This is a genomic window from Pararhizobium sp. O133 (assembly GCF_051669845.1).
Lineage (GTDB): Bacteria > Pseudomonadota > Alphaproteobacteria > Rhizobiales > Rhizobiaceae > Pararhizobium.
Map to the genome: position 1 here is coordinate 3692419 of NZ_CP196426.1, position 24592 is coordinate 3717010.

The window sequence follows — 24592 nt, forward strand, 5'->3', positions numbered from 1 at the left end:
ATATAGGCCCGAGCGCCTGAGAGTCACAGTCCCTGTGGCGAAGCGCCACGGATCATTGTCAACACTAGGAGAACGGTAAATCCTCAATACCGCACCTTCCGTGAACGCCGCGCACGCGTCATATATCTCTTCGAACCCATTCGACAGGCCCAATGAACAGGATTGCGCCATGGCCACTCTCGACAGACGCACCTTCCTCAAGTTTTCCACGACCGCAATCGTGACCGGAACCGCTGCCCGCACCGCCGGGGCAGCAGAAGAGATCAAACCGATGACCGAGCAAGCCGAAAACCACGCCATCCGCATGCCTGCCTATGTCGACCATTCGCACCTTGTGGTGCGCGACCTGCCGATGGTCTCCTCCTGGTACCAGGCGATCATGGGGCTGACGCCGATCGAGAAGACGGCGAGCGGCGAAACGCTCGGCGTCGCCGGCCGGTCGCTTTTGACGCTGACCACCGAAGGCAATGCGGCGATCGCGCCGCAGAACGCGCCCGGCCTGTTCCACACCGCCTTCCTCGTTCCCGACCGCGCGCAACTCGGCCGCTGGTTGGCGCATATCGCCCACAACAATGTTCCCCTGCAGGGCGCGTCCGATCATCTCGTCTCAGAGGCAATCTATCTCGGCGATCCGGAAGGCAACGGCATCGAGGTCTACCGCGACCGGCCGCGCGCCGAATGGGACTACCAGCAGGACGGCATGGTGAAGATGGCGACGCTGCCGCTCGACCTGCAGGCGCTCTATGACGAGGCGCCGAAGGACGCGTGGAACGGCATGGCGGATGGAACGGCGATCGGCCATATCCACCTGCAGGTCGCCGATATTCCCGAGGCCAATGCCTTCTTCCAGGGCGTGCTCGGCCTCGACCTGATGGCCACCTATCCCGGCGCCAGTTTCTTTGCCTCGGGCAAATACCACCACCATGTCGGCGCCAATATCTGGAACTCGCGCGGCGCGCCGAAGCGCCAGGCCAACATGACGGGCCTTGCCGATTACACGGTGCGCTTCAACGATCCCGCCAAGCTGCAGGCGGCATTGGCGGCGTTGGAAAAGCTGGAAATCCCGGTGACCCGCAATGGTGACACCCATTCGCTGGTCGACCCGTGGGGCATCGGCCTGAGACTGGAGGCCTGATAAGGCCTCCAGCCAGACTGCTGACAAACTCCCAAGCCGGTTATTGGAGAGCGCGGCGCCCCACCCTTCCTCATCCTCGCCCTTGTGGCGGGGATCCAGCGACCCGACGTCCGTTGGGTCAAAAAGCTCTTTCAGCCCAAAGACTGGCGTGGCTGGATTCCCGTGACAAGAACGGGAATGACGGGGAGGATGGTGGGTCCGTACGTCCCAGTGACGTCCGAAATCGCGGAACGATGATTTTGTCAGCAATCTGACTGGAGGCCTGATAAGGCCTCCAGTCTCAGGCCTTACCAGCCCTGCGGCTCGATATAGCGGCCATGGACCCAACCGACCTGCCAATGGGCGTTCTGGCCCGGATCGTGCCAGATCTGGCACCAGGTGGACCGCACCGCATTGCGCTGGGCGCCGCGCGACCAACCAGCGATATCGTTGAGATCGATGCCGTTCATGCAGCGACCGGTCATCTGCAGTCGGGCGCCGTTCGGATATCCGGCGCGGATGGCCGATTGCGACGATGGCCAGGCGCGCGCGTTCAGAACGTCGTTCCACGCGACGCCCGACACCTTCCAGGCAACGAATGTATTGGCCATCGCCATCGGCGCGGCAATTGCGACGACCGCGGCAGCCAGCGCGATTTTCATCAGGGTCTTCATGATCATGGTCTCCTCGGGCGGCATTTTAGCCGGCCACTGTTCTTGTCCCTGATCTTGGTTTAGCAGCTGCCGCCGGTATGGGTGGTTCCGGATGGAACAGGGTGGTTTCGGACAAGGCGGATATGGCTCAGGTCTCATGCGTCAACGCCAGCCTGCCACTACGGCTGGCAGGAAGAGACACGCCAATATTTCAGGAAATATACCTCGCCCAGCCTAGACTTTATTCATGATACATGCATCCTCAATTGAATAGAACAATGCGGGAGAATATCATGAACCTAATCTACAATGACGCGTTCAACGGTCAATCACATACTGTATCTCTGCCCGACTTCGATATTCTGAAAGTTTTCATTTATGGCTCCATTGATGTCGCGGGACAGGACCGAATTTTGGGAATTCGAGTCAATAAATCTATTTCAGGCTATCGCTCATATGTGATCCAAGACGGCGGCCACAAGGAAGGACGCAACGACGATACGTGCTTCGTTTTAGGAAGAACTGCGTGGAACTTGATGGCCCGCATTGGAGTAGAATATACGCTATTCAAATCAGTAGGAATTACTGGAATTGGCCAAACAACATTCTATCACAAAGCGAATTCAGGCGCTTTAGGTGCGCTTTTTTGTGGGGAATGCAGAGGTGCGTTCGACCCTTTCACATCGATCGAAAGTATTACATTCTTTGCGAGTGGCGGTCATTTTGACGGCAGAATGAAGTTGTATACTGTTTGAACCTCTCTGCCAGATCGGCAGTCTCATTTAATTAAGGCGCCCTCCGTCAGCTTGGCAATTGAATTACAGGCCAAGCCCCATGCCTTTGGCGAGATATTTGATCAGGGTGTGGGAGCAAACCCTGATCATCGATAATGCCAAAACCTCAGCACCTGATCAGGTCTTCGGAAATCTTCTCTCGCAAGCGGGAGGAGGATCAGATTGAGCAATTTCAGGATAGTGCACCTTCCTCACACTCAGTCTCTAGTGCCTCTCCCCCGATCCACCGACGGCGACGATCGAGAAAGGCTGGCCCTCGACCGGAATCGTCCGCTTCTCCTTCAGCGTCGCGGGGTCGATCATCCGCACGAGGCTGTGGCGCGGATCGGTGACGGCGATGGCGTCGTCGGCCATGGCGAGACGTGGGCGCGGGTCGCGCCAATGGCCATCCTTGCTATAGGGTTCGGTAATCACTTCGGAACCGGTGATCTCGCCCTTGACTACATCCAGACGATGCAGCTTGCCGTCCTCCGTGAGGATATAGCCATGGCGGGCATCCGCGGGATCGAGCACGAAATCGACGCGGCGGGTTGAAAGCTCCACGAGGCGATAGGGTGTATCGCTGTCGGGATCGATCAACACTACCTTGTCCTCCCCGTAATTGCCGAGGAAGAACTGCATGGATTTTCCGCCGAGTAATGTCGAGACTTTGCCTTTCGGCAGGTCCGGATCATAAGCCAGCATGTCCAGCTTCGGCCCATCAATACCGCCCGGTCGAGCGATCAGCACACCCTCCGCGCAACCGAAGGCAACGAGCCGTGCCGAGACGGCCTCTCCATGCAGCCCGGTGCAGGTGGCGACATCGCCTCGTTGCTTGCCATCGCGATCAACGACGCGCAGGCCCAGGCGCGGCGGCAACTCGTCCGGCTTCACCTCCACCGCCATGTTCGGCACTGAAACGAGAATACTGCTCCCCATCGGCACCGCCACGCCATGATGCGGCGCGGTCGTGTCGATCGCTGCGCCCTGCCCTTTGCAATCAAGAAGCGCGCTTTCCGCAAGAAGATCGACCTTGCCGCCCCGATCATAAAAGATCGCCACATCATCGCCATGGGTTACGACATGGCCCGGCTTTTCGCCGGTGATGACGGCGGGCAAGAGCTTCGGCTCAGAAACCTCGATATCGCGATGCTCGCCATGATCGGAAATGGCAATACCGGTCGACAGCACATTCACGGTGCCGACATCGCCCTGCACCGCGAACACCGTCCTGCCGCTCTCACTGGCGCTCAGCGCTGCATAACCTTTGAGATCATAACGCCCGAGTTCAGCGCCGCTCTTGGCATCGATCGCCCGGACTACCGGCTGTGTGTGATCGGCAACAAACAACCGCCATGTGTCAGTGCCATCGTCGGCGATCACGGGGACCGGAACGAGTGCGCTGACAAATGCAGCATTCCGCATCAGGCGGGTGAAATGGGTTCGCATCGGCTTCTCCTGATTTAATGTAATAACGTTACGTTTGTTATAAAGTTACATTCGCAATGTCTAGACCATGCACGTGAATTTCTCGGGAAAAACGAAAAAGGCCGCATGCGCGATCGCATGCGGCCTCTCAAGAATTTGATTTAATTTATATTATGCCGCGTGGCGCATGCGCCGCGCCATGGTGGACAGGGCGTCGCCGCCGGCGCTGCCACCCTCCAGCTTGAACCGGGCGAGCAGCGTCTGCAACTGGCGGCTTTCCTCGGCGAGCGTTTCGCTGGCGGCCGTGGTTTCCTCGACCATGGCGGCGTTTTTCTGGGTCATCTGGTCCATGTGGTTGACGGACGTATTGATCTCGGCAAGCGCGGTCGACTGCTCGCGGGCGGCGGTCGCGATGCTTTCGACGTGATCGTTGACGCGCAGCACGAGCTGTTCGATCTCCACCAGTGCATCGCCGGTCGCGCGCACCAGCGCGACGCCGCCGCCGACCTCGGAGGCGGACGCGCTGATCAGGTTCTTGATCTCCTTGGCGGCATTGGCCGAACGCTGGGCGAGTTCGCGGACTTCCTGGGCGACGACCGCGAAGCCACGGCCTGCCTCGCCGGCACGGGCAGCCTCGACACCGGCGTTGAGCGCCAGAAGGTTGGTCTGGAAGGCGATCTCGTCGATCACGCCGATGATCTGGCTGATCTTGCTGGAGGATTCCTCGATCCGGCCCATGGCGCTGACGGCGCTGCGAACGATCTCGCCGGACTTGCCAGCGCTGTCCTTGGTCTCGCGCACCATGTCGCGGGCTTCGTTGGCGCGCTGGGCGGAGGTGCGGACGGTGGCGGTGATCTCGTCGAGCGCCGCTGCCGTTTCCTCAAGGGCGGCCGCCTGCTGCTCGGTGCGCTTCGACAGGTCGTTGGCGGCGGAGGAGAGTTCCGACGAGCTGTCCTTGATCGTGCCGGCGGCGCCGCGCACATTGTGCATGGTCGAGCGCAGGGTCAGCATGGTGGCGTTGACATTGGCCTGCAGTTCGGCGAACGCACCCTGGAACTGGCCGTCCATGCTCTGCGACAGGTCGGCATCGGCAAGGGCGGCGATGACGCGGCGCACTTCGGCGATGGCATGATCGATGCTGCCGACCAGTTCGTTGACGCTGCCGGCGAAACGGTTGAGGTCGTCGTTCTGGTAGTCCTTGCCGATCCGGCCGGTGAAATCGCCGGCGACGGCGGCGGCAACGACAGTGCTGATGCTCGACTGCAGATCGCTGTTCAGCGCCTGCAACGAGGCCTCCTGGGCCTTCATATCGCGCATGACGAGCGCGTTGCGGCGGAAAACGTCGACAGCGCGCGCCATCTCGCCGATTTCGTCCTTGCGCTCGGCATCCGCGCCGGTGACCTCCAGATTGCCTTCGGCCAGGCGGCTCATGGCGGCAGTGAGCGAACGGACCGGCGCGGCAATGCCTCGGCGGGCGACGAGCAGGCTGACGACAGCGCCGAAGACGATGCAGGCGACGATGGCGGCAGCGACAACCAGCATGGCCGTGCTGGATTCTTCGAGCGCGGCAGCGCGGGCACCGGCAAGCGCCTCACCGGAATAGGTGCTGTATTCCTTGACCGCCGCAGTCACGATCTTCTGGCCATCGAGCGCGACACCGAGGGCAGCCTTGATCGCCTCGCCATTGGCCGGGTCGGCTTCCGCGACATCAACCATCGAGCGGATGCTGGCGAAATAGCTTTCCAGCGTCTGGCGGATCTTGCCGAGCTGCTGGACTTCCGTCGCATCTGCGGCGGCTTCGATCTTCGGCAGGCGAGCCAGCATTTCGCCGGAGCGCTTCTCGGTTTCAGCGCGGAAATCGGCGGCCTTTTCCGGCGCGGCGGCAAGCTGATAGGTCATGCGGCTGATGGCGATGATATCGACGCGCAGGTCCATCGCCTCGCGGGCAACCTCTTCCTCGGCACCGACGGAAACGATCGCGGATTCCAGCGCCGAAATGCCTCGGGCGCCGACAAGACCGATGACGAGGGAGGAAAGTCCCATGACAAAGACGACAAGGCCGATCTTCTGGAGGATGGAAAGATTGCGAAAGGTCATGACAGGACTCCGGCAGGCGCATGCCCGCGAACGAAATACGAAGGGAGAATTCAAGGCCTGATGCCTCTGGCACTGCGCATTGGGAGGGACATCGCGCTGCAGTGCACATTTGACGCAATCGCGCTAATGGACGGTTAAGGTCGTGTCCCAAAAGGTGGCAGAGGGCGGGTTGGAAAAGGCAGCGCGGCCTTTCCGATCAGGCGGGAATTTTCGCCGAAAGTTCCAGACCAAGCGCCTGCATCACCGCCAGCATGGTCTTCAGCGTCGGGTTGCCGTCCTCACTCAGCGAACGATAGAGCTGCTCGCGGGACAGGCCCGTCTTGTCGGCGATCTGTCCCATGCCTTTTGCACGCGCAACGACACCCAAAGCCTTGGCGACATAGGCGGAATCTCCCGTTTCGAAAGCTGCATCGAGAAAGGCGGCGATCGCGCTGTCGCTCGTCAGGTAATCGGCCGGATCGAATTCCGTAAATCGTTCAGCCATTGTGCAATCTCCATTCAGTGAGCAGCCGTTTTGCAAGCCCGATATCCTTGGCTTGGCTCGATTTGTCACCGCCACATAAAAGAAGGATGATCGTGTCGCCGTCCTGATGGTAATAGACCCGATATCCCGGCCCGTGGTGAATGCGCAATTCACTGACACCATCACCGACGCCTTGCGCGTCGCCCGCGTGACCGTCCGACAGGCGGTGAAGATGGGCGGTGAAGATGGGCGGTGAAGATGGGCGGTGAAGATGGGCGGTGAAGATGGGCGGTGAAGATGGGCGGTGAAGATGGGCGGCAATCAAACCCTTCGCCCGCTCGTCGCGAAGCTTTTCAAGCCACTTCCTGAACGTCTCGGACTGGATGAGGTTCATGAAATGAATGTAGTTTTTAAACTACGAATTGTCAAGCCTGTTCCCGACTGACGCCCTCGGCGGGCGGAGCGGGGCATATCAAGTACACCACTTTCCGCCTTGAACCTCCCTGCCCCGCCCTCTATCTCTGACACACCTTCCTTGCCACCGATTTGGCCCCGCCCGATTTGCCGGAGATTTTCCTTGTCCATCTTCAAGAACCTGCCGCCCGCTCCCATCGCCCCGAAAAAGCCGGTGACGGATACCCGTCATGGCATCACCCGGACGGACGATTATGCCTGGCTGCGCGCCGACAACTGGCAGGCGATGTTCAAGGATCCGTCTATCCTCGATCCGGAAATCCGCGCGCATCTGGAGGCCGAGAATGTCTACATGAAGGCAGCGATGGCCGATACGGAAGCGCTGCAAAAGACGCTGTTTGCCGAGATGAAGGGCCGTATCAAGGAGGATGATAGTTCCGTTCCGATGAAGGACGGGCCGTTTGCCTATGGCACCTTCTACGTCACCGGCGGCGAGCAGCCTCGCTATTTTCGGACACCCCGAGATGGGGGTGAGCGCACCGTACTTCTCGACGGTGACAAAGAGGCCGAGGGCAAGGCCTATTTCCGGCTGGCCGGCATCGACCATTCCACCGACCACAGCCGTGGCATCTGGGGTTATGACGACAAGGGTTCGGAATATTACACGCTGCGGGTCCGCGATCTTTCGACCGGTGACGATCTTGCCGACGTGATCGAAAGCACCGGCGGCGGCGGCGCCTGGGCGCCCGATGGCAAGAGCTTCTTCTACACCGTGCTCGACGACAATCACCGCCCGTCGAAGATCTTCCATCACATCATCGGCGAGCCGCAATCCGCCGACCGGCTGGTCTACGAGGAAGAGGATCCGGGCTTCTTCATGGGCGTCGGCGGCTCGATGCTCGATGACTTCATCTATATCGACATCCACGACCACGAGACCAGCGAATACTGGCTTTTGCCGACATCGGATCTCACGGGCAAGCCGCAACTGGTGGCGGCCCGCGAGACAGGGCTGGAATACTCCCTCTCTGAAGGCGGCGATGTCTTCTACATCCTGACCAATGCCGATGGCGCCAAGGATTTCAAGATCATGCAGACTCCGGTCGACAAGCCGGGCCGCGAAAACTGGGTGGATGTGGTGCCGCATACCGCCGGCCGGCTGATCATTTCACACGGCGCCTATGCCCGCCATCTGGTCTGGCTGGAGCGCGAGGCCGGCCTGCCGCAGATCAAGATTCGCGACCGCAAGACCGGCGAGGAACATGCGATCGCCTTTGCCGAGGAAGCCTTTTCGCTCGGCCTCTCGGGCGCCGCCGAATACGATACCGACGTCATTCGCTTTTCCTATTCCTCGATGACGACGCCGAGCCAGCTTTACGACTACAACATGGTGACGCGCGAGCGCACGCTTCTGAAGACGCAGGAAGTACCGTCGGGTCATAATCCGGACGACTATATCACACGCCGTGTCATGGCGCCGTCCTTCGATGGCGTGCCGGTTCCGGTCACCCTGCTCTACCGCAAGGATACGCCCCTCGACGGCTCCGCCCCCTGCCTGCTTTATGGCTACGGTGCCTACGGCATCGCCATTCCGGCCTCGTTCAACACCAATTGCCTGTCGCTCGCCGATCGCGGCTTCGTCTATGCCATCGCCCATATCCGTGGCGGCAAGGACAAGGGGTTCCAGTGGTACGAAGACGGCAAGATGGAGAAGAAGACCAATACGTTCAAGGACTTCATCGCCGCGGCCGACTATCTGAATCAGGAGAAGTTCACCTCCTACGCGAACATTGTCGCCGAGGGCGGATCGGCCGGCGGCATGCTGATGGGCGCGATCGCTAACATGGCGCCGGAAAAATTCAAGGGCATCATCGCCGCCGTTCCCTTCGTCGATGTCCTCAACACCATGCTCGACGACACGCTGCCGCTGACGCCGCCGGAATGGCCGGAATGGGGCAACCCGATCGAGGACAAGATAGCCTACGAGCGCATGGCGGCCTACTCCCCTTACGACAACGTCTCGGACAAGCCCTATCCCGCGATCCTGGCGCTCGGCGGCCTCACCGATCCGCGCGTCACCTATTGGGAACCGGCCAAATGGGTCGCGCGCCTTCGGGAAAAGACCACCGGCAAGGAACCGATCCTGATGAAGACCAACATGGACGCCGGCCACGGCGGGGCGTCCGGCCGCTTCCAGCGACTGGAAGAGATCGCGTTCGAATATGCGTTTGCGATCAAGGTGGCGGGGAAGATGTAGGGGGACGCACCAGGACTTCGTAATCCCGGCTTCCGGACTGAACGCTGGTGATGCGGACAGTCGTCTTTTGAACGACGTAAAGGATGACGATACGGCGCTCGAAGACGGCCATCCGCAATTCCGGAAAAATGTCGGGACGCTCGACATATGCCAGAGGCGCCGTGCCGATTTCGTCACATTTTCTTTGAATGCGCTTCACGTAGTTCAACGCGGTTTTGCGGCTGCCGCTTTTTTCCAGAACATATGAAAATATTGCGCGCAAATCCGCTAAAGCGGTTTTTCTGAAGACCACCTTATACGGCTTCATCAATGGCGGTTTTCTTCGGCCAGTCGTTCCAGCCAGTCATCCATTTCGTCCATGCTGATATCAGCGGAGCCGTCACTCAGCGAAGCGGCAACTTTCGCCCGTATCGTTTCCAGTCGGAGTTCATCCTCGCTTTCGCGCTGAAGCAGCAGTTCCACCGCCTCCTGCAGTACGTCACTGGTAGAAGCATAGCTGCCCGCCTTCACCCGGCTTTCAATCGCATCCACCATCTCGGATGGCAATGATACCTTCAATATCTCGTTCATGGAACACTCTCCAAATCCGTCGGCAAAGTAAAACAGTGGACGAAAATTGGCAATTCGTACTCTGCGTTTGGGAGAGCAGCCGAAGCGCTGATTGCTTCGCCCCCTGCAAGCCCCGCACACGCCCCACGCCATAATTCTCTCTGCAACCTTGAAGGGAGAATCGGCATGAAAATCGGCGACAGCATCAGCAGCTATTATCGTTCGCAAAACAACGGCCCGGCATCCGGCAGTGCGGCCTCCAGCCTGCTCATTCCGACAGATGGCGGCAACCAGCGCATGTCGGCGCCGTCTGTTTCCATCGGCGGGCCGGCGTCGTCCTCGTCGCTGTCGTCTGCTCTGTGGTTGTCGATGGCCGACAAGATGGAGGCAGGCGGGGGTTCTATTGCTGAAGCGCCGCAGGAAAAGGGTCCGGCCGACGAATTCCTGGAATGGTCGTCCATGTCGCTTGCCGAAAAGATCCGGGCGCAGTTCCTGGCCGGCAAGGATCTGACCGAGGAAGACCTGGCGAACATGGATGCCGACGCGCGCGCGGCGATCGAGGCCGAAATCAAGGCGGCGATCCAGCGCCAGCTCGGCATCGCCGAGAATGGCGATGCGGCACAGACCGAAAACGGTAATGTAGGCCTTTGAACGTGTGGCGCTCTTGTGATTCATTTGCCATACGAATAGCAAAACTGGGCGTCAATAATGCTCAGTTCCGCTCATCCTTCATCCTCAGCAAGGCTTCATAGTCCTTCCCTCCGGAGAAGATATTTGTGATGCAGACGCATTTCTTCTCAACGACATAGAGAATGACAACGCTACGCTCGAACACTGCCATGCGGATGCCGTCGCCAAGATCGTTCCTGGCAATACAGGCGAAAGGCGCACTGCAGATTTTTCGGCAACGATCGCGCAGCCGCCGGACATAATGCAAAGCCGTTACGGCGCTTCCGGTCCGTTCAAAGATGTAGTCGGCAATGGATTCGATGTCTCTTTGCGCAGACGGACGATATTCTATGGAAAAGATCTTCAAGCATCACCGGTATTTTGCAGCGAGACCCTCTATCCATTGGTCCATCTGATCAGCGGTAATGCTGGGCCGGGGATCGTCGAGCGAGGCTTTAACGCGAGCACGGATGGAGGCCATCGCTGCTTCGTGCTGCTGCTCATCGGCCAGAAAAAGCTTCATCGCGGCCTGCACCACATCGCTCGATGATGCGTAGAGACCTGCATCAACGCGGTTGTTGATGATTTCGACCAGTTCGGCCGGGAGCGTGACGTTGAGCTTCTCATTCATGGCGCGATCTCCATCGTGAGATCAAAATAAGCGAGAAAGCCAACCGTCGCAACACCGTTGCCGATCTGGGCGAAACCAAGGGCATTTTACGGAACGGCCGACGCAGGTTACTCTTCTCTGTCCGCGGTGATTTGCGGATAGATGCGGAGGAGATGCATGCCCGTTCATATTGCCCTCCTGCGGGCCGTCAATGTCGGCGGCACCGGCAGGCTTCTGATGAGCGAACTGAGAGCCCTATGCGAGGACGCGGGCTTTACCGACGTGAAAACCTATATCCAGAGCGGCAATGTCCTGTTCCGCTCGCCGCTGCTGGCGGATGACGCTGCCAAGAGGCTGGACGAGTCGCTGGCCCGGATCATGGGCAAGGCGCCGGGCGTGGTGGTGCGCAGCCGCAGGCAGCTCGAAACCATTGCCGACCAAAATCCCTTTCCGGATGCCAGGCCGAATTACCTGATGGTCAACTTCCTCCCCGAGCCGGCGCCGACCAATGCGCTGAGCGATCTCGTCACGCCGGATGGGGAAGAGGCCCATGTGTCGGGCCAGGAAATCTATGTGCATTATCCCAATGGCTCCGGCCGCTCGCGCATGACGCTGAAAATCCTGCGGCGGGCAACCTCCCGTAATCTCAACACGGTGCACAAGCTGGCGGAAATGGCCGCGGAGATGGAAGCACACTGATCTTTCGCTTTGAAGCGCGACGCCAGCATATTTTCGCCTCCTCCCCTTGCGGGCTGAACGCGAAATAGCACGCTCGGTCCCGCCGCCGGTTGAATTGTGCTCGGTGACAGAACATCTATGGGGATGTATTGCAAAGCGACGTCGTCCTGGATGGCTTACGCTCCTGTACAACTCAATTTCAGAGGTAAGGGACGACGATGGACAATCGAAATCAGCAGGCGGAGACCCGCAAGGCTGTCATTCCCTTCGATAACAGCTATGCCCGGCTGCCCGCGCATTTCCATGCGAGCGCCATCCCGACGCACGTGGCCGAGCCCTGGCTGATCAAGTTCAACCGGCCGCTGGCGGAGGAACTCGGGCTCGACGCCGATGCGCTGGAGCGTGACGGCGCCGCGATCTTTTCCGGCAACAGCATCCCCGAAGGTGCCGAACCGCTCGGCATGGCCTATGCCGGCCATCAGTTCGGCCAGTTCGTGCCGCTGCTCGGCGACGGCCGGGCAATCCTGCTCGGCGAAGTGATCGACCGCGCGGGAAAGCGGCGCGACATCCAGTTGAAGGGCGCCGGCAAGACGCCCTATTCGCGGCGCGGCGACGGGCGCGCGGCGCTCGGTCCGGTCCTGCGGGAATATATCGTCAGCGAGGCGATGTTTGCGCTCGGCATTCCCGCCACCCGGGCGCTTGCCGCCGTCGTCACCGGCGAACCCGTCTACCGCGAACAGGTCCTGCCCGGCGGCGTTATTACCCGGGTGGCGGCCAGCCACATCCGCGTCGGCACCTTCCAGTTCCTCGCATCGCGCGGCGATACCGACGGGCTGAAGACGCTGGCCGATTATGTGATCGACCGCCACTACCCCGACCTCAAGAGCAGCGACCGGCCCTATCTCGATCTCGTCAAGGCCGTCGTCGAGCGGCAGGCGGCGCTGATCGCCCGCTGGCTCTGCGTCGGCTTCATCCATGGCGTGATGAACACCGACAATTGCGCCATATCCGGCGAAACCATCGACTTCGGCCCCTGCGCCTTCCTCGATGCCTATGATCCGACCAAGGTTTTTTCTTCGATCGATCGCGGCGGCCGCTACGCCTATGCCAGCCAGCCGGCGATCGGACAATGGAACATGGCGCGGCTGGCGGAAACGCTTTTGCCGCTCATCGACCCCGAGCCGTCCGAAGCGGTCAGTCTCGCCAATGACGTGATCGCCGGATTTGGCGGCCTGTTCCAGGCGCATTGGCTCGACGGCATGAAGGCGAAGATCGGCCTGTTCACCGAGGAGGATGGCGATCTCGACCTTGTCCAGGGGCTTTTGACCGCGATGCATCAGGGAGGCGCCGATTTCACCCTGACGTTTCGCGCGCTCTGCGATGCCGCCGAAAGCGCCGACAAGGACGAGGCACTGAAGGCTCTCTTTGCCACGCCGCACCAGATCGAGGCCTGGCTTTTCGCCTGGCGCGAGCGGACCGGCCGTGAGCCCCTGTCGGACGCAGAGACCGCAGCCAAGATGCGCGCCGTCAATCCCGCTTTCATTCCCCGCAACCACCGCATCGAACAGGCGATCCGCGCGGCCGAGGATGATGGTGATTTCTCGCTGTTCGAGGCACTGCTGACGGTGCTGGCGAGGCCCTATGAGGATCAGCCGGGGTTTGCGGCTTACACGGCGCCTCCGCTGCCGCAGGAAGAGGTGTTGCGGACGTTTTGCGGGACGTAGGCAAAGCAGCTGACTCTTAATCAGCGGTTCTTCCCTTCACCCGCAGGGCTATCGCATATGGAAAGTCCCCTCCCCACAAGGGGGAGGGGCTTAAACTGCCGTCCCCTCCGTCATTGAAAACAAGGGGGCTGCGGCTGGGTCTCTCCCCCCTTGTGGGGAGATGGCCGACAGGCCAGAGGGGTCTTTTTCCATATGCGATCGCCCTGCCAATCACTCCCATCCGCCACTCCCGTCCGCCGCCGCGCAGCCATAGGGCGGCAGGCGGGATTCGAAGTTGGATTTCAGCTGGGCGCAGCCCCATTGCCGCAAGGGTTCGGGCACGCGGCTGTTCAGTTCGATGCCGACTTCGTCCAGCGGGTCGCTGGTATTGGTGACATACATCAACCAGCGGCCACCGATCACGCCGAAAACAGCGATGATGGCAACGATCAGCACGGTCAGCAGTCTTTTCATGGTTCCTCCCGGTATTTGGCGGTCAAAATAGCAGCGCCTGTTGGGATGGCACCCGTTCCGTGGTGCGCATCCACAGGCAGTGTGCAACCCATTCCGCCTTGACGCTGCCGCAACTCTGGAATGCCGGACATGCGCATAATGCATGGCTCGGGCGAACTGTGGCTATTGAAAGGCAGGCATGGCGCGTTAGTTGCCTTGTCACGGATCTTCTGGGCATCCCGCATTCCTGCTCGACGCGCACCGCTCCGCTTCGCTCCATCCTCCGCGTGCCTTTCCCGCAAGCGGATCCAGTCTCGTGACGGTTCATACCGTCACGTCTCTCCACCTCTGGGAGACCACTCATGCTTCTCATTCTGACGGCCATCGTCTTCGCCCTGATCGGTCTGGCACTTGGCGGCGGCGGGCTCTGGCTCATCGTGCTCGGCGGCAGCTGGTATTATCTCATTGCCGGCCTCGCCTTCCTCGTCACCGCCTTCCTCCTGTTTACCCGGCGCGGGGCGGCGCTCGCCGTCTATGCCCTCCTCATCCTCGGCACGCTCGCCTGGGCGATCTGGGAGGTCGGCTTCGACTGGTGGCAGCTTGGCCCGCGCGGCGGCATCATCATCCTGCTCGGGCTCTGGCTGCTGATCCCGGCGATCCGGCGGCAACTCGGTTTCATCAGCCCGACCGGTCAGGTGTACAAGGCAAGCGCCCTGCCCCTTGGTGTGGCGGTGATCGTCTCGATCGTCGTTGCCGGTTATTCGATGACGCAGGATCCGCTTGATCTTGCCGGCGAGCTGCCGGCGGGAACATCGGCAGCGACGCCCGATCTCGGCGGCAATGTGCCAGACGGCGACTGGCATCAATATGGTCGCACGCCCTATGGCCAGCGTTATTCGCCGCTCGCCCAGATCACGCCGGAGAATGTCGGCACGCTGGAGGTCGCCTGGCAATATCAGACCGGCGACGTGAAGCGGCCGGACGATGTCGGAGAGACCACCTACCAGGTGACGCCGCTCAAGGTGAGGGACACGCTCTATATCTGCACGCCGCACAATCTTGCCATCGCGCTCGATGCGGCGACAGGTAAGGAGAAGTGGAAGTTCGACGCCAATTCCGGCATGAACCCCGACCGGCAACACCAGACCTGCCGGGGCGTCAGCTATTATGCCGACCCCACGGCCGTTGCCGGTAGCCCCTGCGCCGAAAGGGTCTATCTGCCGACCGCCGACGCCCGGCTGATCGCGCTCGATACCGCCAATGGCCAGGTTTGTGAGAGCTTTGCCGACAAGGGCACGCTACATCTGGAAACCGGCATGAAATATAATCCGGCCGGCTACTACTACTCGACCTCGCCGCCGGTCATCGTCGCCGGCAAGATCATCATCGGCGGCGCCGTCAACGACAATTATTCGACCCAGTCGCAATCCGGCGTCATCCGTGCCTTCGATGTCGACAGTGGTGCGCTGATCTGGAACTGGGACTCAGGCAATCCGGACGTGACCGTCCCCCTGCCCGCGGGCCAGACCTACACGACCAACTCGCCGAACAGCTGGTCCGTCTTCAGCTATGACGAAGCGCTCAACCTCGTCTATATCCCGCTCGGCAACCAGGTGCCCGACCAGCTCGGCATGAACCGCAGCGAGGCGGTGGAGAAATATTCCTCCTCGATCGTCGCGCTCGACCTTGCCACAGGTGCTGTACGCTGGGTTCGCCAGACCGTGCATCACGATCTCTGGGACATGGACGTTCCGGCCCAGCCGGTGTTGCTCGACATCACGGCCAAGGACGGCCAGACGGTGCCGGCGCTGGTCGGCCCGACCAAGCAGGGCGATCTCTATGTGCTGGACCGGCGCACCGGCGAGCCGATCATTCCGGTGAAGGAAATCCCCGCCCCGACCGGCGCCATCCCGGAGGATTTCACCAGCCCGACCCAGCCGATCTCCGACCTCACCTTCTCGCCGCCGCCGCTGACGGGCAAGGATATGTGGGGCGTGACGATGTTCGACCAGCTCGCCTGCCGGATCGACTTCGCGCGGTTGAAATATGACGGCCGCTACACGCCGCCCTCGCTGGAAGGCACGCTCGTCTATCCCGGCAATTTCGGCGTGTTCAACTGGGGCTCGGTGGCCGTCGATCCCGAACGGCAGGTGATGTTCGGCATGCCGACCTACCTCGCCTTCACGTCCAGGCTCGTGCCGCGAGACCAGATCCCGCCGAAGGAACAGGATGAAAAGGGCTCCGAACAGGGCCTCAACCGCAATGACGGCGCGCCCTACGGCGTCTTCATGGGTCCGTTCCTGGGACCCCTCGGCATTCCCTGCCAGGCACCGCCATGGGGCTATGTCGCCGGGGTCGACCTGAAGAGCGGCGAGATCGCCTACAAGCACCGCAACGGCACCGTTTACGACATGACGCCGCTGCCCCTGCCCTTCAAGGTCGGCGTGCCCGGCATCGGCGGCCCGATGATCACCAAGGGCGGCCTCGCCTTCCTTGGCGCTGCCGTCGACAATTACCTGCGCGCCTATGACCTGACCACCGGCAAGGTGCTCTGGACCGGCCGCCTTCCGGCCGGCGGCCAATCGACGCCGATGAGCTACGCGACCGACGATGGCACGCAATACGTCCTCATCGTCGCCGGCGGCCATGGTTCGGTTGGGACGAAGCCGGGGGATTATGTGATCGCGTACAAGCTGGCGAAGTAGGCCCTAAGTACAATGGAAGCGGCAAAGCCGGGCGTCTCAAACGTCCGGCTTTTTTTATGGGACAGGGGTGCCGGAAACGATAGCATATATCCGTCATGTCGGACATGCCGGTATCGAGATTCGTCCGGGCACGAGATCGACTTCAGCCGGCCTGCGCCACTGACTTCAGGCGACCATTCCTGCGATCAGCTTACCGACCTCGGCGAAAACCGGCTCCAGTTCCTTCGTCTTTTTCGTCCCCTCGGCGATATAGACCGATGCCAGGATCGTATGGCCTTCGGTCGGCCGCATGAAGCCGATGTCGCCGGCTTCGCCATGGCCGCTGGTGCCGGTCTTTTCACCCACCGTCCAGCCGCCGGGAAGCCCTGCCCTGAGGCGTTTGCCCCCTGTCTTGTTGCCGACCAGCCAGGCGGCAAACTGGTCGCGCGATGACGGCGACAACGTATCCTGCAGCAGCAGCTTGCCGAGCGTCTCCGTCATCGCCCTCGGCGTCGTCGTATCGCGGGGATCGCCGACCTTCGCTTCGTTCAGCTCCGGCTCGGTCCGGTCGAGACGGGTGATGCTGTCGCCGATGGTGCGCAGCCAGGCGGTCAGGCCTTCCGGTCCGCCAAAGCTCGCCAGCAGCAGGTTGGCGGCTGCATTGTCGCTCATCGTCACCGCGGCATCACAGAGTTCGGCAACCGTCATGCCGCCGCCGACACGTTTCTCGACGACCGGCGAATAGGATAGGAGATCGCCCTTGGAAATCGGAATGCGCCGGTCGAGCTTCTCCTGCCCCTTGTCGACCCGCGCCAGCACGAACGCCGCCGCCAGCGCCTTGAAGGTCGAGCACATGGCAAAGCGCTCGTCAGGCCGGTGCGCGAAGGAGGCCTTGGTTTTCGTGTCGAGAACATGGACGCCGAGACGACCACCGGTGCGCTTTTCCAGCGCGGCAAGCTGTTTTTTGACATCGATGCCGGCGGCAAAGGCCATTGCAGGCGCCAATCCGGCGGCAGGCAGAAGCAGGCTGGAGCCGATGATGAAAGACCTGCGATTAAGCATGAAGGACATGTGAAGGGTTCTCCCGGAATGATTCAACGGGCGACACCAAGTCGTTGATCAGGCTAATGAATATTAACCGTTCCGCAGCGGTTGGATCGTCGCTGGCGATGATGCGTAGAGAGCGAATGTGGCCGGTCTTGGCCGGAAAAGCGGCAGTCCGGAATCTTGTTTTCGCCGCAGCGGTAAACGCCGACAAGATTCCGGTTGACAAAATCCAGGAAAAGGACAAATTGCCCGCCATGATCAGATCCGCGAACATCAACCGTTGGTATTTTACGCTGCTCCCATAGGTGCGGCTGTCTGATCTCGTTCAACAAGCCGCCATCAGGCGGCTTTTGTTTTTGACGGCACCTGATGGCGCAAAGCCCTAAGGAGCCTCGAAATGCTGCAGACCGCCACCCCGACTTCCCTCCTCCATCCGGCGACACGTGCCCCCATGGTCACCATCCGCACCGCCAAGCAACGCGACCTTCCGGCGCTCCGCGAACTGATCGCCGAGCTTGCCGCCCATCACGGCGACGCCGCCGTCGTCACGCCGGAAAATCTCGAGCGCGACCTGTTCGGCCGCATGCCCTGGATCACGGCGCTGGTGGCGGAAGCCGGCGGCGAACTGATCGGCTACGCCATTCTCGTTCCGCTCTACCGTGCCCAGCAGGGCGCGCGCGGCATGGAACTGCATCATCTCTACGTCCGCGCCGCCCATCGCGGCACCGGCATCGGCCGCCACCTCGTCGGCAAGGCGCGCGAACAGGCACGCATGGCCGGCGCGACCTACCTCTCCGTCAGCGCCGCCACCGGCAACTTCCAGGCTCACCGCTTCTACGAATCGGAAAACTTCACCCCCGGCCCGGTGACCGGCATGCGCTACCTGCAGACGCTGGCGTGATGAACGGCCTGACAACGCACCGTGCTCCCTTACCCCTCATGCCCGGCATCTGCAGCTGCCGTGGCATGTCGGGCGGGCGGACATCATGCCTCAGTAAGGGAGATTCGATGACGAGGCGACCCTTCCCAGCCGATCACGCAGCCTTGGACGCGGCAGCTTTTTTCAGAACCTCGGCGGCCCATTGGTTGAGGCTCTTGCCGGATAGTTCCGCAGCCTTTGCCGCCTGGGCATGCACGTCGGGATCGACGCGGAACATCATCTTTCCGGAATAAGATTTCTGTGGGTCCTTGCCGATCTTCGCGCAGGTCTCGATGTAATCATCGACGGCCTCGTGGAAGGCAGTCTTCAGGTCCGCGACCGTATCGGCATGGAAACCCACACCGTCGGCAATGCCGGCCAGCTTGCCGAAAAAGATTTCATCGGCGGCGTCGAATTCGATGCGGGCGGTGTAGCCCTTGTAGGACATGGTGTTCATGCTGCCGAGCATAAGGATGCTTGCATTAATTGCAAGCATCCAGACTGCTGACAAAGTCATCTTTCCGCGACTTCGACGTCATTTGGGACGTGCGGAGCCACCATCCTCTCCGTCATCCCGTGCTCGTCACGGGAATCCAGCCAGCCCAAGTCCTGGGCTGAAAGAGTCTTTCGACCCGACGGACGTCGGGTCGCTGGATCCCCGCCACAAGGGCGAGGATGACGGAGAGAGGGGGATGCCTCGTTCTCAAACAACCGGCTTGAGAGTTTGTCAGCAATCTGAATGCTTGCATAAAATGCAAGCACTACTCCACCGCAGGCACCGCCTTCAGATAGGCGGCGATCGCCTCGCGGTCGCTGGCAGGCAGCCTGGCCATGTTCCGCTGCACCTCGACCATCGAGCCGCCGACGGAATCGAATTCGGGTGTGAAACCGGTTGCGAGATAGCTGACGATATCGCTTTCGCTCCACGAGCCGATGCTCTTCGAGCCCGGCGTGATGTTGGGAATACGGCCCTGGCCTTCCGGATTGGGCGCGCCGGCGAGCCATTGCGCGCTCTCGAAACCGCCGAGCGCATTGCGCGGCGTGTGGCATTCGCCGCAATGGCCGGGGCCTTCGACCAGATATTGGCCACGGGCGAGCTTCGGATCGCTCGTATCGACCGTCACGCGCGGCTTGTCGGTGAAGAACAAAAGCTTCCAGCCGCCAAGCGCCAGACGGATGTTGAACGGAAATGGCAGGTCATGCGGCGCGGCGACATTGGCGCTTTTCGGCAGCGTCTTCAGGAAGCCCCAGAGGTCGTTGACATCCTTCGGCGCCAGCCGGGCATAGGAGCCGTAGGGAAAGGACGGGTAAAGATGTTCGCCCTTCTTACCGACGCCGCGCGTCATCGCATTGCCGAAATCGGCGAGCGTCCAGTTGCCGAGCCCGGCTGTTTCATCGGGAGAGATATTGGGCACATGGAAGGTGCCGAAAGGGCTGTTCAGCGGCAGACCGCCGGACAAGACCAGCTTGGCGTCGCCTTCGGATTTCGGGGCGGCGTGACAGCCCGTGCAGCCGCCTGCCCAGAAGATCTGTTCGCCATTGGCAATATCCGGATTGCCGAGGCCTTCCCAATGTGCGGCCGGCCAAGGCTCGGGTTTTGTCAGGAACCAGCCGGCGCCGGCAGCGACGACGCCGAGGAAAACCACCGTCGATACCAGTCTTCGAACCCGCGTGCCCATCCGTCTCTCCCGCCGTCGGTATTATAGTGGATCAGGCGCACCGGCGAAATGCCGGGCGCCTGATCGATCGCGTTGAAGGAGAAAGCTCTATCGCTACTTCTTGATGCGATAGAGCTCGTGACAGGCGCCGCAATCCTTTCCGAGCATGCCGGCGGCAGCACCAACGCCCGCCTGGTCCGCCGGAAGCTGCGCCAGCAACGTATCGGCGTCGGTGCCGAGCTTGGCGGCATGGGCCTTGAAGTCGTCCATGTTTTCCCAGATCTTCGGGCTCGCTTCCGAATTGGCGTCGGAGCCGGCCGGGAACTGATCCGGGAAGGCCTTGATATTGGTGCTGATTGTCGTCAGCGCCGTCTTCACGACGTCGGCGTCATACGGCTTTTGACCCTTGGCGATGCCGGCAAGTGCCCCCATCGATCCGCCGATCCCCTTCATCAGCCCTTCGCGGACCTTGACCGGGTCATCCGCGGCAATGACGGCGCTCGCGCCGCAGCCTGCAATCACCATTGCCGTCAGTATCGTTTTCAGCTTCATCCAAATCTCCAACTCTGGCGAGACGCCTCCCGGATTCGGCAAGCGGGTTCTCTTGATCGATGCGCCAGCATGATTGCATTTTGCGTTGGCGATGAAAGTAACATTTTTTTGAGATCGAATTTATTTCAGCGGGTGCAACGGCTTGATTTAACAGGAGCATCCTTTGTATGGCGATCAAGCCGGTGTCACCCATCCGTGCCAGGCCGTCAGCGCCGCCACCACGATCAGCACAACACCGACCGTCCTGCCGATGATTGCGGTGGCGCGCGGGCTGGCGACGATGACGTTGCGGCTCTTTCCGGCGGCGAGCGCGAGGCTGCCATAGACGGCGAGCTGCGTCACCGAGATCATGATCGCCATGACCAGCACCTGCGACCAGAGCGGCCCGAACTGGGGTTTCAAGAACTGCGGATAGACGGCGAGCATGAACAGATAGGCCTTCGGGTTGAGAAGGCTGGTCAGCGCGCCACGGCGGAAACTGGTCCAGAGCGACAGCCGCGCGCCCGGCTCCACCGAGGCAATGGCGATGCTGCTGCGGGCGAGCGAAACGCCAATCCAGGCGATATAAGCCGCGCCCGCCAGAAGCAGGACATTGAAGAGTTGCGGCACGAGATGCAGCAGGAAACCGACGCCGAGAGCGGCGTAGAGTGTGTGGAAGATGCCGCCCGCCATGATGCCTGCGGTTGCCGACAATCCCGAGGCGCGACCGCCGGTCAGCGCATTGGCCATGACGAAGACCATGTCCATGCCGGGCACGATGATGATGCCGAACAGAAGGGTAAAGAAGAGCCAGAGATTTTCCGCGTAGGTCATGTCAGTTGTCCGTCTTTGCAGAGGCTTAAGCCTGGAAAGGAGCACTTGTTTTTCAAGCGCTTTCAGACATTCTATAACCTGCCCCAACCGACAGGGTTCTGTCAGGAGCCTTCATCGGAATGCTTCAATCGAGCCAGAAAGGAGATGCTTGCGCAAGGCATCGCGACTGTTCGAGATCATCCAGATTCTGCGGCTTTCGGCGCGCCCGGTGACGGCGGCGCAGATCGGCGAACGGCTGGAGGTGACGGTGCGCTCGATCTACCGCGACATCGCAGCTCTTCAGGCGATGCGCGTGCCGATCGAAGGCGGACGCGGCATCGGCTATATCCTGAGGCCCGGCTTCGACCTGCCGCCGCTGATGTTTTCGATCGAGGAGACGGAGGCGATCGTGCTGGCGCTGGCGCTCCTGGAGCGCACCGGCGACGACGAACTGAAAGCGGCCGCCAAGCGCGTCAACCAGAAGATCGCCGGCGCCATGCCGACACCGCTACGCCAGACGCTGCAATCGAACGCGCTGCACGCCTGGGGCACGATCACGCCGCCGCCCTCGGGTCTCGACCTCGCCTTGGTCCGCAGGGCGATCCGCGACGAATGCAAGCTGCTGATCGACTACCGCGACGAACTCGGCCGCGCCACCGAACGCACCATCCGCCCGCTGGCGCTGATCTATTATTCGGCGACGGCCGTCATGGTCGGCTGGTGCGAGTTGCGCGCCGCCATCCGCAACTTCCGCGCCGACCGGGTGGAAAGCTGCGAACCAATGGACGATCACTTTCGCGGCGAGGGCGACGGCCTGAGAGACCTGTGGATCCGCGGATGGACGGTGAATGGCGGGATGGCCGGGCCCTGATCAACGCCGCGAAAGCCACGTTTGCATGCATCCCGAAAATAAAACTTCACGTCCCTGGCAGATGACCGCGCGGCCTTTAGAGCCGTCGAAAGAAGCAACGACGGAAAGTTCAAACCGTCCGGCCCGGCCGTAGCCGATGGAGGATTGACTCCGTCCCATTCCGCTGAAATACTTCACCACATGGCGAAGTATTTAACATCCGGCATGGACCGCACGTTTTCCGCGCTCTCCGACCCGACGCGGCGGGGTATTCTGGCACGGCTGGAAGGCGAGCCGGGTGTGTCGGTGAGCGAACTCGCACGGCCGCTTTCCCTCAAGCTTCCCGGCCTGATGAAGCATCTCGATGTCCTGTCGGATGCAGGACTGATCACACGAACGAAGACGGGCCGCACCGTCTCGGTCCATCTCTCGGTCGGGCCGATGCAGGAAGCGATGGACTGGCTGCGGCGCTACGAACGGCTCTGGACGGTCAGTCTCGACCGCCTTGCCGCGCTTGTCGAAGAGGATGACGAACAATGACGAAGCACCTGCCGAGCGTGACCATCGTGCGGCGAATCAAGGCGACGCCAGCGCGGATTTTCCAGGCAATCACCGAGCCTTCGCAGATGCTGCAATGGTGGGGGCCGGATGCCGGGCCGACGCTCAGTGTTGAAGCCGACGTGCGACCGGGCGGTCGCTTCAGCATCGTCTTCCGCCTCCTGAACGGAGACGAGCACAATCCGACCGGAATCTACAAGGAGGTCATTCGCGACCGCAAGCTGGTCTTCACCTGGGAATGGCCAGACATGCCGGAGCGGGAATCGCTCGTCACGTTCCTGCTCGAACCGATCGACGGAGGTACCGAACTGACGTTGATCCACGCGAACCTGCCCGACGAGGAGGCGCGCCAAAGCCACGAGACCGGCTGGTGCGGCCTGCTCGATAAACTGCCTGTTTTCCTGGGAGAAAAGATATGAGCGACCTGATCCTGACGACCTACGACTGGGTTCCCGAGATGCCGCGCGGCTTTGTCCGCGACATTCGCGTCCGCTGGGCCCTGGAAGAAGCCGGCCTTCCCTACCGCGTCGAGAGCGCTCCCTTCAAGGATCGCGGGCCGGAGCATTTTTCCCACCAGCCGTTCGGCCAGGTGCCCTGGCTGACCGATGACGGGATTTCGATCTTCGAAAGCGGCGCGATCCTGCTGCATCTGGCCGAGCGCAGCGACACGCTGATGCCGACCGATCCGCGCGGCCGGGCGCAAGTCCTGGAATGGCTGTTTGCGGCGCTCAATTCCGTCGAAATGGCAAGCCTGCCCTGGTCCCTGCTCAAATTCATGGGCCATGCCAGCGACACGCCCGGCTGGACCTTCCTCGACGACTTCCTCCATAAACATCGGCTGACGCATATGGAAACGGTACTCACGGATCGAGAATGGCTGGCAGGCGGTTTCAGCGTCGCCGACATCCTGATGGCCGACGTGCTGCGCCTCGTCGATCGCTTCGATGGTCTGGCGGCCTACCCCGCCTGCCGCCGCTACGTCACCCGCGCCACCACGCGTCCCGCCTTCACCAAGGCCCATGCGGACCAGATGGCGCATTTCGCGGCGGCGGATCGAGAACGCCCTATTTGAACAAATCCGGGTAACGTGTGCGCAGCGCCTGGATGGCGATGAAGGTTTTCATGCAGCTGATCTGAAAACTGTCGGCCATCTCGGCGAGCTTCGCCAACGGCAGTTCATGCACCTCGATATCCTCGTGCTCGGCCGCCAGCCCGCCGCCATCCTCGACCCGGTCGGCGAGGCTGTAGGGGGCGAGATAGATGCTGCTGCGTTCCGTCGAGATGCCGGGCGAAACCCAGAAACTGCCGAGATATTCGAGCGACTTGACGGCGACACCCGCCTCTTCCAGCGCTTCGCGGCGGGCGCATTCCTCCGCGCCTTCGGTTTCGATGACGCCGGCCGGCGCCTCGTAAAGCCGTTCGGTCTCGCCGGCGAAGATCAGCGGCGGGCGCACCTGATAGACGAGGATAGCCACCTTGCGCTCCGGATCATAGGGCAGCACGCAGGCGACCGCGCCATGGTCCTCGATCTGGTAGGTCCGTCTCTTGCCGTGCCGGTCGAGCAGGTGCAGCAGATAGCATTTGCTCCAGCCATCATAGAATTTTTCGGCTTTTTCGATGGTGATCAACGGCATGGCTGGGTTCCGGGGTTGGAGGCTTACTGCATAAAAG

Annotated in this window: 29 protein-coding genes; 12 read left to right on the plus strand and 17 right to left on the minus strand. The window is 61.3% G+C overall.

The genetic code is table 11. From position 1 onward, the window contains the following. Positions 1–271 precede the first annotated feature (271 nt). Positions 272–1135 carry a VOC family protein gene (locus ACST81_RS17795; protein WP_438753662.1) on the plus strand — a complete coding sequence of 288 codons (864 nt, stop codon included), beginning with the start codon at positions 272–274 and terminating at the stop codon, positions 1133–1135. A gap of 287 nt (positions 1136–1422) precedes the next feature. On the opposite strand, the gene ACST81_RS17800 is transcribed toward ACST81_RS17795, so the two are convergent. Next, the gene (locus ACST81_RS17800; RefSeq protein ID WP_438749531.1) at positions 1423–1788 is read right to left on the minus strand and encodes an SH3 domain-containing protein; all 366 of its coding nucleotides are present in this window, start codon (positions 1786–1788) and stop codon (positions 1423–1425) included. Positions 1789–2060: 272 nt separating this feature from the next. Between ACST81_RS17800 and ACST81_RS17805 the strand changes: the two genes are divergently transcribed. Further along, positions 2061–2522 carry a hypothetical protein gene (locus ACST81_RS17805; RefSeq protein WP_438749532.1) on the plus strand — a complete coding sequence of 154 codons (462 nt, stop codon included), beginning with the start codon at positions 2061–2063 and terminating at the stop codon, positions 2520–2522. 243 nt (positions 2523–2765) lie between these two features. Here the strand turns inward: ACST81_RS17805 and ACST81_RS17810 are convergent, their stop codons facing one another. The 4 genes from ACST81_RS17810 to ACST81_RS17825 form a co-directional block, all read right to left on the minus strand. After that, positions 2766–3989 carry a hypothetical protein gene (locus tag ACST81_RS17810; protein WP_438749534.1) on the minus strand — a complete coding sequence of 408 codons (1224 nt, stop codon included), beginning with the start codon at positions 3987–3989 and terminating at the stop codon, positions 2766–2768. 150 nt (positions 3990–4139) lie between these two features. Continuing rightward, the gene (locus ACST81_RS17815; RefSeq protein WP_438749536.1) at positions 4140–6065 is read right to left on the minus strand and encodes a methyl-accepting chemotaxis protein; all 1926 of its coding nucleotides are present in this window, start codon (positions 6063–6065) and stop codon (positions 4140–4142) included. 196 nt (positions 6066–6261) lie between these two features. Beyond that, positions 6262–6549 (minus strand): addiction module antidote protein, encoded by a 288-nt coding sequence (locus ACST81_RS17820; protein ID WP_438749538.1) that lies wholly within the window; start codon positions 6547–6549, stop codon positions 6262–6264. Continuing rightward, positions 6542–6922 carry a type II toxin-antitoxin system RelE/ParE family toxin gene (locus ACST81_RS17825; protein ID WP_438749540.1) on the minus strand — a complete coding sequence of 127 codons (381 nt, stop codon included), beginning with the start codon at positions 6920–6922 and terminating at the stop codon, positions 6542–6544. Before ACST81_RS17825 ends, ACST81_RS17820 begins: the two co-directional genes overlap by 8 nt. Positions 6923–7105: 183 nt before the next feature. Between ACST81_RS17825 and ACST81_RS17830 the strand changes: the two genes are divergently transcribed. Next, positions 7106–9199 (plus strand): S9 family peptidase, encoded by a 2094-nt coding sequence (locus ACST81_RS17830; protein ID WP_438749541.1) that lies wholly within the window; start codon positions 7106–7108, stop codon positions 9197–9199. Here the strand turns inward: ACST81_RS17830 and ACST81_RS17835 are convergent. Next, on the minus strand, positions 9177–9506 hold the full coding sequence (locus ACST81_RS17835) for a type II toxin-antitoxin system RelE/ParE family toxin (RefSeq protein ID WP_438749544.1): 330 nt from the start codon (positions 9504–9506) through the stop codon (positions 9177–9179). The two genes, ACST81_RS17830 and ACST81_RS17835, sit on opposite strands and share 23 nt — an antisense overlap. Continuing rightward, entirely contained in the window at positions 9506–9769 is a 264-nt protein-coding gene (locus ACST81_RS17840) for a ribbon-helix-helix domain-containing protein (RefSeq protein ID WP_438749546.1), read from the minus strand. Before ACST81_RS17840 ends, ACST81_RS17835 begins: the two co-directional genes overlap by 1 nt. A 165-nt stretch (positions 9770–9934) precedes the next feature. On the opposite strand from ACST81_RS17840, the gene ACST81_RS17845 reads away from it, so the two are divergent. Continuing rightward, positions 9935–10399 (plus strand): hypothetical protein, encoded by a 465-nt coding sequence (locus tag ACST81_RS17845; RefSeq protein WP_438749547.1) that lies wholly within the window; start codon positions 9935–9937, stop codon positions 10397–10399. Positions 10400–10460: 61 nt separating this feature from the next. Here the strand turns inward: ACST81_RS17845 and ACST81_RS17850 are convergent, their stop codons facing one another. Further along, positions 10461–10784: a type II toxin-antitoxin system RelE/ParE family toxin gene (locus tag ACST81_RS17850; protein WP_438749548.1), complete on the minus strand. Its 324-nt coding sequence runs from the start codon at positions 10782–10784 to the stop codon at positions 10461–10463. Between the two features lie 3 nt (positions 10785–10787). Further along, the gene (locus ACST81_RS17855) at positions 10788–11048 is read right to left on the minus strand and encodes a ribbon-helix-helix domain-containing protein (RefSeq protein ID WP_438749549.1); all 261 of its coding nucleotides are present in this window, start codon (positions 11046–11048) and stop codon (positions 10788–10790) included. A gap of 156 nt (positions 11049–11204) precedes the next feature. Between ACST81_RS17855 and ACST81_RS17860 the strand changes: the two genes are divergently transcribed. Both ACST81_RS17860 and ACST81_RS17865 read left to right on the plus strand, forming a co-directional pair. Continuing rightward, positions 11205–11726, plus strand: a complete 522-nt coding sequence (locus ACST81_RS17860; RefSeq protein ID WP_438749551.1) for a DUF1697 domain-containing protein — start codon at positions 11205–11207, stop codon at positions 11724–11726. 197 nt (positions 11727–11923) lie between these two features. Next, positions 11924–13429, plus strand: a complete 1506-nt coding sequence (locus ACST81_RS17865; RefSeq protein ID WP_438749552.1) for a protein adenylyltransferase SelO — start codon at positions 11924–11926, stop codon at positions 13427–13429. A 210-nt stretch (positions 13430–13639) separates the two neighbouring features. On the opposite strand, the gene ACST81_RS17870 is transcribed toward ACST81_RS17865, so the two are convergent. Then, entirely contained in the window at positions 13640–13882 is a 243-nt protein-coding gene (locus ACST81_RS17870) for a hypothetical protein (protein WP_438749553.1), read from the minus strand. A gap of 341 nt (positions 13883–14223) precedes the next feature. Between ACST81_RS17870 and ACST81_RS17875 the strand changes: the two genes are divergently transcribed. Then, positions 14224–16566 (plus strand): glucose/quinate/shikimate family membrane-bound PQQ-dependent dehydrogenase, encoded by a 2343-nt coding sequence (locus tag ACST81_RS17875; protein WP_438749555.1) that lies wholly within the window; start codon positions 14224–14226, stop codon positions 16564–16566. Positions 16567–16731: 165 nt separating this feature from the next. On the opposite strand, the gene bla is transcribed toward ACST81_RS17875, so the two are convergent. Next, the gene (gene bla, locus ACST81_RS17880; protein WP_438749557.1) at positions 16732–17616 is read right to left on the minus strand and encodes a class A beta-lactamase; all 885 of its coding nucleotides are present in this window, start codon (positions 17614–17616) and stop codon (positions 16732–16734) included. Beyond that, on the minus strand, positions 17600–17848 hold the full coding sequence (locus tag ACST81_RS17885; protein WP_438749558.1) for a hypothetical protein: 249 nt from the start codon (positions 17846–17848) through the stop codon (positions 17600–17602). The genes bla and ACST81_RS17885 overlap by 17 nt, the downstream gene beginning before the upstream one ends. Before the next feature lie 141 nt (positions 17849–17989). On the opposite strand from ACST81_RS17885, the gene ACST81_RS17890 reads away from it, so the two are divergent. Further along, the gene (locus ACST81_RS17890) at positions 17990–18493 is read left to right on the plus strand and encodes a GNAT family N-acetyltransferase (protein ID WP_438749559.1); all 504 of its coding nucleotides are present in this window, start codon (positions 17990–17992) and stop codon (positions 18491–18493) included. Between the two features lie 133 nt (positions 18494–18626). Here ACST81_RS17890 and ACST81_RS17895 read toward each other — a convergent pair whose 3' ends face one another. From ACST81_RS17895 to ACST81_RS17910, 4 genes are all read right to left on the minus strand, one after another. Beyond that, positions 18627–18968, minus strand: a complete 342-nt coding sequence (locus ACST81_RS17895) for a type II toxin-antitoxin system HicB family antitoxin (RefSeq protein ID WP_438753665.1) — start codon at positions 18966–18968, stop codon at positions 18627–18629. Positions 18969–19272: 304 nt separating this feature from the next. Further along, positions 19273–20190, minus strand: coding sequence for a c-type cytochrome (locus tag ACST81_RS17900; protein WP_438749561.1), 918 nt, complete (start codon positions 20188–20190; stop codon positions 19273–19275). A gap of 93 nt (positions 20191–20283) precedes the next feature. Further along, positions 20284–20721 (minus strand): c-type cytochrome, encoded by a 438-nt coding sequence (locus ACST81_RS17905; protein WP_438749562.1) that lies wholly within the window; start codon positions 20719–20721, stop codon positions 20284–20286. Positions 20722–20895: 174 nt separating this feature from the next. Further along, a complete protein-coding gene (locus ACST81_RS17910; protein WP_438749563.1) occupies positions 20896–21534 on the minus strand; it encodes a LysE family translocator in 639 nt (212 codons plus the stop codon). A gap of 148 nt (positions 21535–21682) precedes the next feature. Here ACST81_RS17910 and ACST81_RS17915 point away from each other — a divergent pair, with 148 nt between their 5' ends. The 4 genes from ACST81_RS17915 (at position 21683) to ACST81_RS17930 (ending at position 23993) form a co-directional block, all read left to right on the plus strand. Continuing rightward, positions 21683–22384: a helix-turn-helix transcriptional regulator gene (locus ACST81_RS17915; RefSeq protein WP_438749564.1), complete on the plus strand. Its 702-nt coding sequence runs from the start codon at positions 21683–21685 to the stop codon at positions 22382–22384. Between the two features lie 180 nt (positions 22385–22564). Then, positions 22565–22903, plus strand: a complete 339-nt coding sequence (locus ACST81_RS17920; protein WP_438749565.1) for an ArsR/SmtB family transcription factor — start codon at positions 22565–22567, stop codon at positions 22901–22903. Beyond that, a complete protein-coding gene (locus tag ACST81_RS17925) occupies positions 22900–23340 on the plus strand; it encodes an SRPBCC family protein (protein ID WP_438749567.1) in 441 nt (146 codons plus the stop codon). The genes ACST81_RS17920 and ACST81_RS17925 overlap by 4 nt, the downstream gene beginning before the upstream one ends. Next, positions 23337–23993, plus strand: coding sequence for a glutathione S-transferase family protein (locus tag ACST81_RS17930; RefSeq protein WP_438749568.1), 657 nt, complete (start codon positions 23337–23339; stop codon positions 23991–23993). Before ACST81_RS17925 ends, ACST81_RS17930 begins: the two co-directional genes overlap by 4 nt. On the opposite strand, the gene ACST81_RS17935 is transcribed toward ACST81_RS17930, so the two are convergent. Next, positions 23986–24555, minus strand: a complete 570-nt coding sequence (locus ACST81_RS17935) for an NUDIX domain-containing protein (RefSeq protein ID WP_438749569.1) — start codon at positions 24553–24555, stop codon at positions 23986–23988. The two genes, ACST81_RS17930 and ACST81_RS17935, sit on opposite strands and share 8 nt — an antisense overlap. Between the last annotated feature and the right edge of the window lie 37 nt (positions 24556–24592).

Coding starts and splice junctions, on each gene's coding strand:
- ACST81_RS17885 (WP_438749558.1), bottom strand. CDS start 17,848: ATGGCGGGCAATTTGTCCTTTTCCTGGATTTTGTCAACCGGAATCTTG.
- ACST81_RS17825 (WP_438749540.1), bottom strand. CDS start 6,922: ATGAACCTCATCCAGTCCGAGACGTTCAGGAAGTGGCTTGAAAAGCTT.
- ACST81_RS17805 (WP_438749532.1), top strand. CDS start 2,061: ATGAACCTAATCTACAATGACGCGTTCAACGGTCAATCACATACTGTA.
- bla (WP_438749557.1), bottom strand. CDS start 17,616: ATGTCCTTCATGCTTAATCGCAGGTCTTTCATCATCGGCTCCAGCCTG.
- ACST81_RS17795 (WP_438753662.1), top strand. CDS start 272: ATGACCGAGCAAGCCGAAAACCACGCCATCCGCATGCCTGCCTATGTC.
- ACST81_RS17835 (WP_438749544.1), bottom strand. CDS start 9,506: ATGAAGCCGTATAAGGTGGTCTTCAGAAAAACCGCTTTAGCGGATTTG.
- ACST81_RS17815 (WP_438749536.1), bottom strand. CDS start 6,065: ATGACCTTTCGCAATCTTTCCATCCTCCAGAAGATCGGCCTTGTCGTC.
- ACST81_RS17905 (WP_438749562.1), bottom strand. CDS start 20,721: ATGAAGCTGAAAACGATACTGACGGCAATGGTGATTGCAGGCTGCGGC.
- ACST81_RS17910 (WP_438749563.1), bottom strand. CDS start 21,534: ATGACCTACGCGGAAAATCTCTGGCTCTTCTTTACCCTTCTGTTCGGC.
- ACST81_RS17845 (WP_438749547.1), top strand. CDS start 9,935: ATGAAAATCGGCGACAGCATCAGCAGCTATTATCGTTCGCAAAACAAC.
- ACST81_RS17890 (WP_438749559.1), top strand. CDS start 17,990: ATGCTGCAGACCGCCACCCCGACTTCCCTCCTCCATCCGGCGACACGT.
- ACST81_RS17810 (WP_438749534.1), bottom strand. CDS start 3,989: ATGCGAACCCATTTCACCCGCCTGATGCGGAATGCTGCATTTGTCAGC.
- ACST81_RS17855 (WP_438749549.1), bottom strand. CDS start 11,048: ATGAATGAGAAGCTCAACGTCACGCTCCCGGCCGAACTGGTCGAAATC.
- ACST81_RS17870 (WP_438749553.1), bottom strand. CDS start 13,882: ATGAAAAGACTGCTGACCGTGCTGATCGTTGCCATCATCGCTGTTTTC.
- ACST81_RS17820 (WP_438749538.1), bottom strand. CDS start 6,549: ATGGCTGAACGATTTACGGAATTCGATCCGGCCGATTACCTGACGAGC.
- ACST81_RS17865 (WP_438749552.1), top strand. CDS start 11,924: ATGGACAATCGAAATCAGCAGGCGGAGACCCGCAAGGCTGTCATTCCC.
- ACST81_RS17860 (WP_438749551.1), top strand. CDS start 11,205: ATGCCCGTTCATATTGCCCTCCTGCGGGCCGTCAATGTCGGCGGCACC.
- ACST81_RS17935 (WP_438749569.1), bottom strand. CDS start 24,555: ATGCCGTTGATCACCATCGAAAAAGCCGAAAAATTCTATGATGGCTGG.
- ACST81_RS17925 (WP_438749567.1), top strand. CDS start 22,900: ATGACGAAGCACCTGCCGAGCGTGACCATCGTGCGGCGAATCAAGGCG.
- ACST81_RS17895 (WP_438753665.1), bottom strand. CDS start 18,968: ATGAACACCATGTCCTACAAGGGCTACACCGCCCGCATCGAATTCGAC.
- ACST81_RS17920 (WP_438749565.1), top strand. CDS start 22,565: ATGGCGAAGTATTTAACATCCGGCATGGACCGCACGTTTTCCGCGCTC.
- ACST81_RS17840 (WP_438749546.1), bottom strand. CDS start 9,769: ATGAACGAGATATTGAAGGTATCATTGCCATCCGAGATGGTGGATGCG.
- ACST81_RS17875 (WP_438749555.1), top strand. CDS start 14,224: ATGCTTCTCATTCTGACGGCCATCGTCTTCGCCCTGATCGGTCTGGCA.
- ACST81_RS17930 (WP_438749568.1), top strand. CDS start 23,337: ATGAGCGACCTGATCCTGACGACCTACGACTGGGTTCCCGAGATGCCG.
- ACST81_RS17800 (WP_438749531.1), bottom strand. CDS start 1,788: ATGAAGACCCTGATGAAAATCGCGCTGGCTGCCGCGGTCGTCGCAATT.
- ACST81_RS17900 (WP_438749561.1), bottom strand. CDS start 20,190: ATGGGCACGCGGGTTCGAAGACTGGTATCGACGGTGGTTTTCCTCGGC.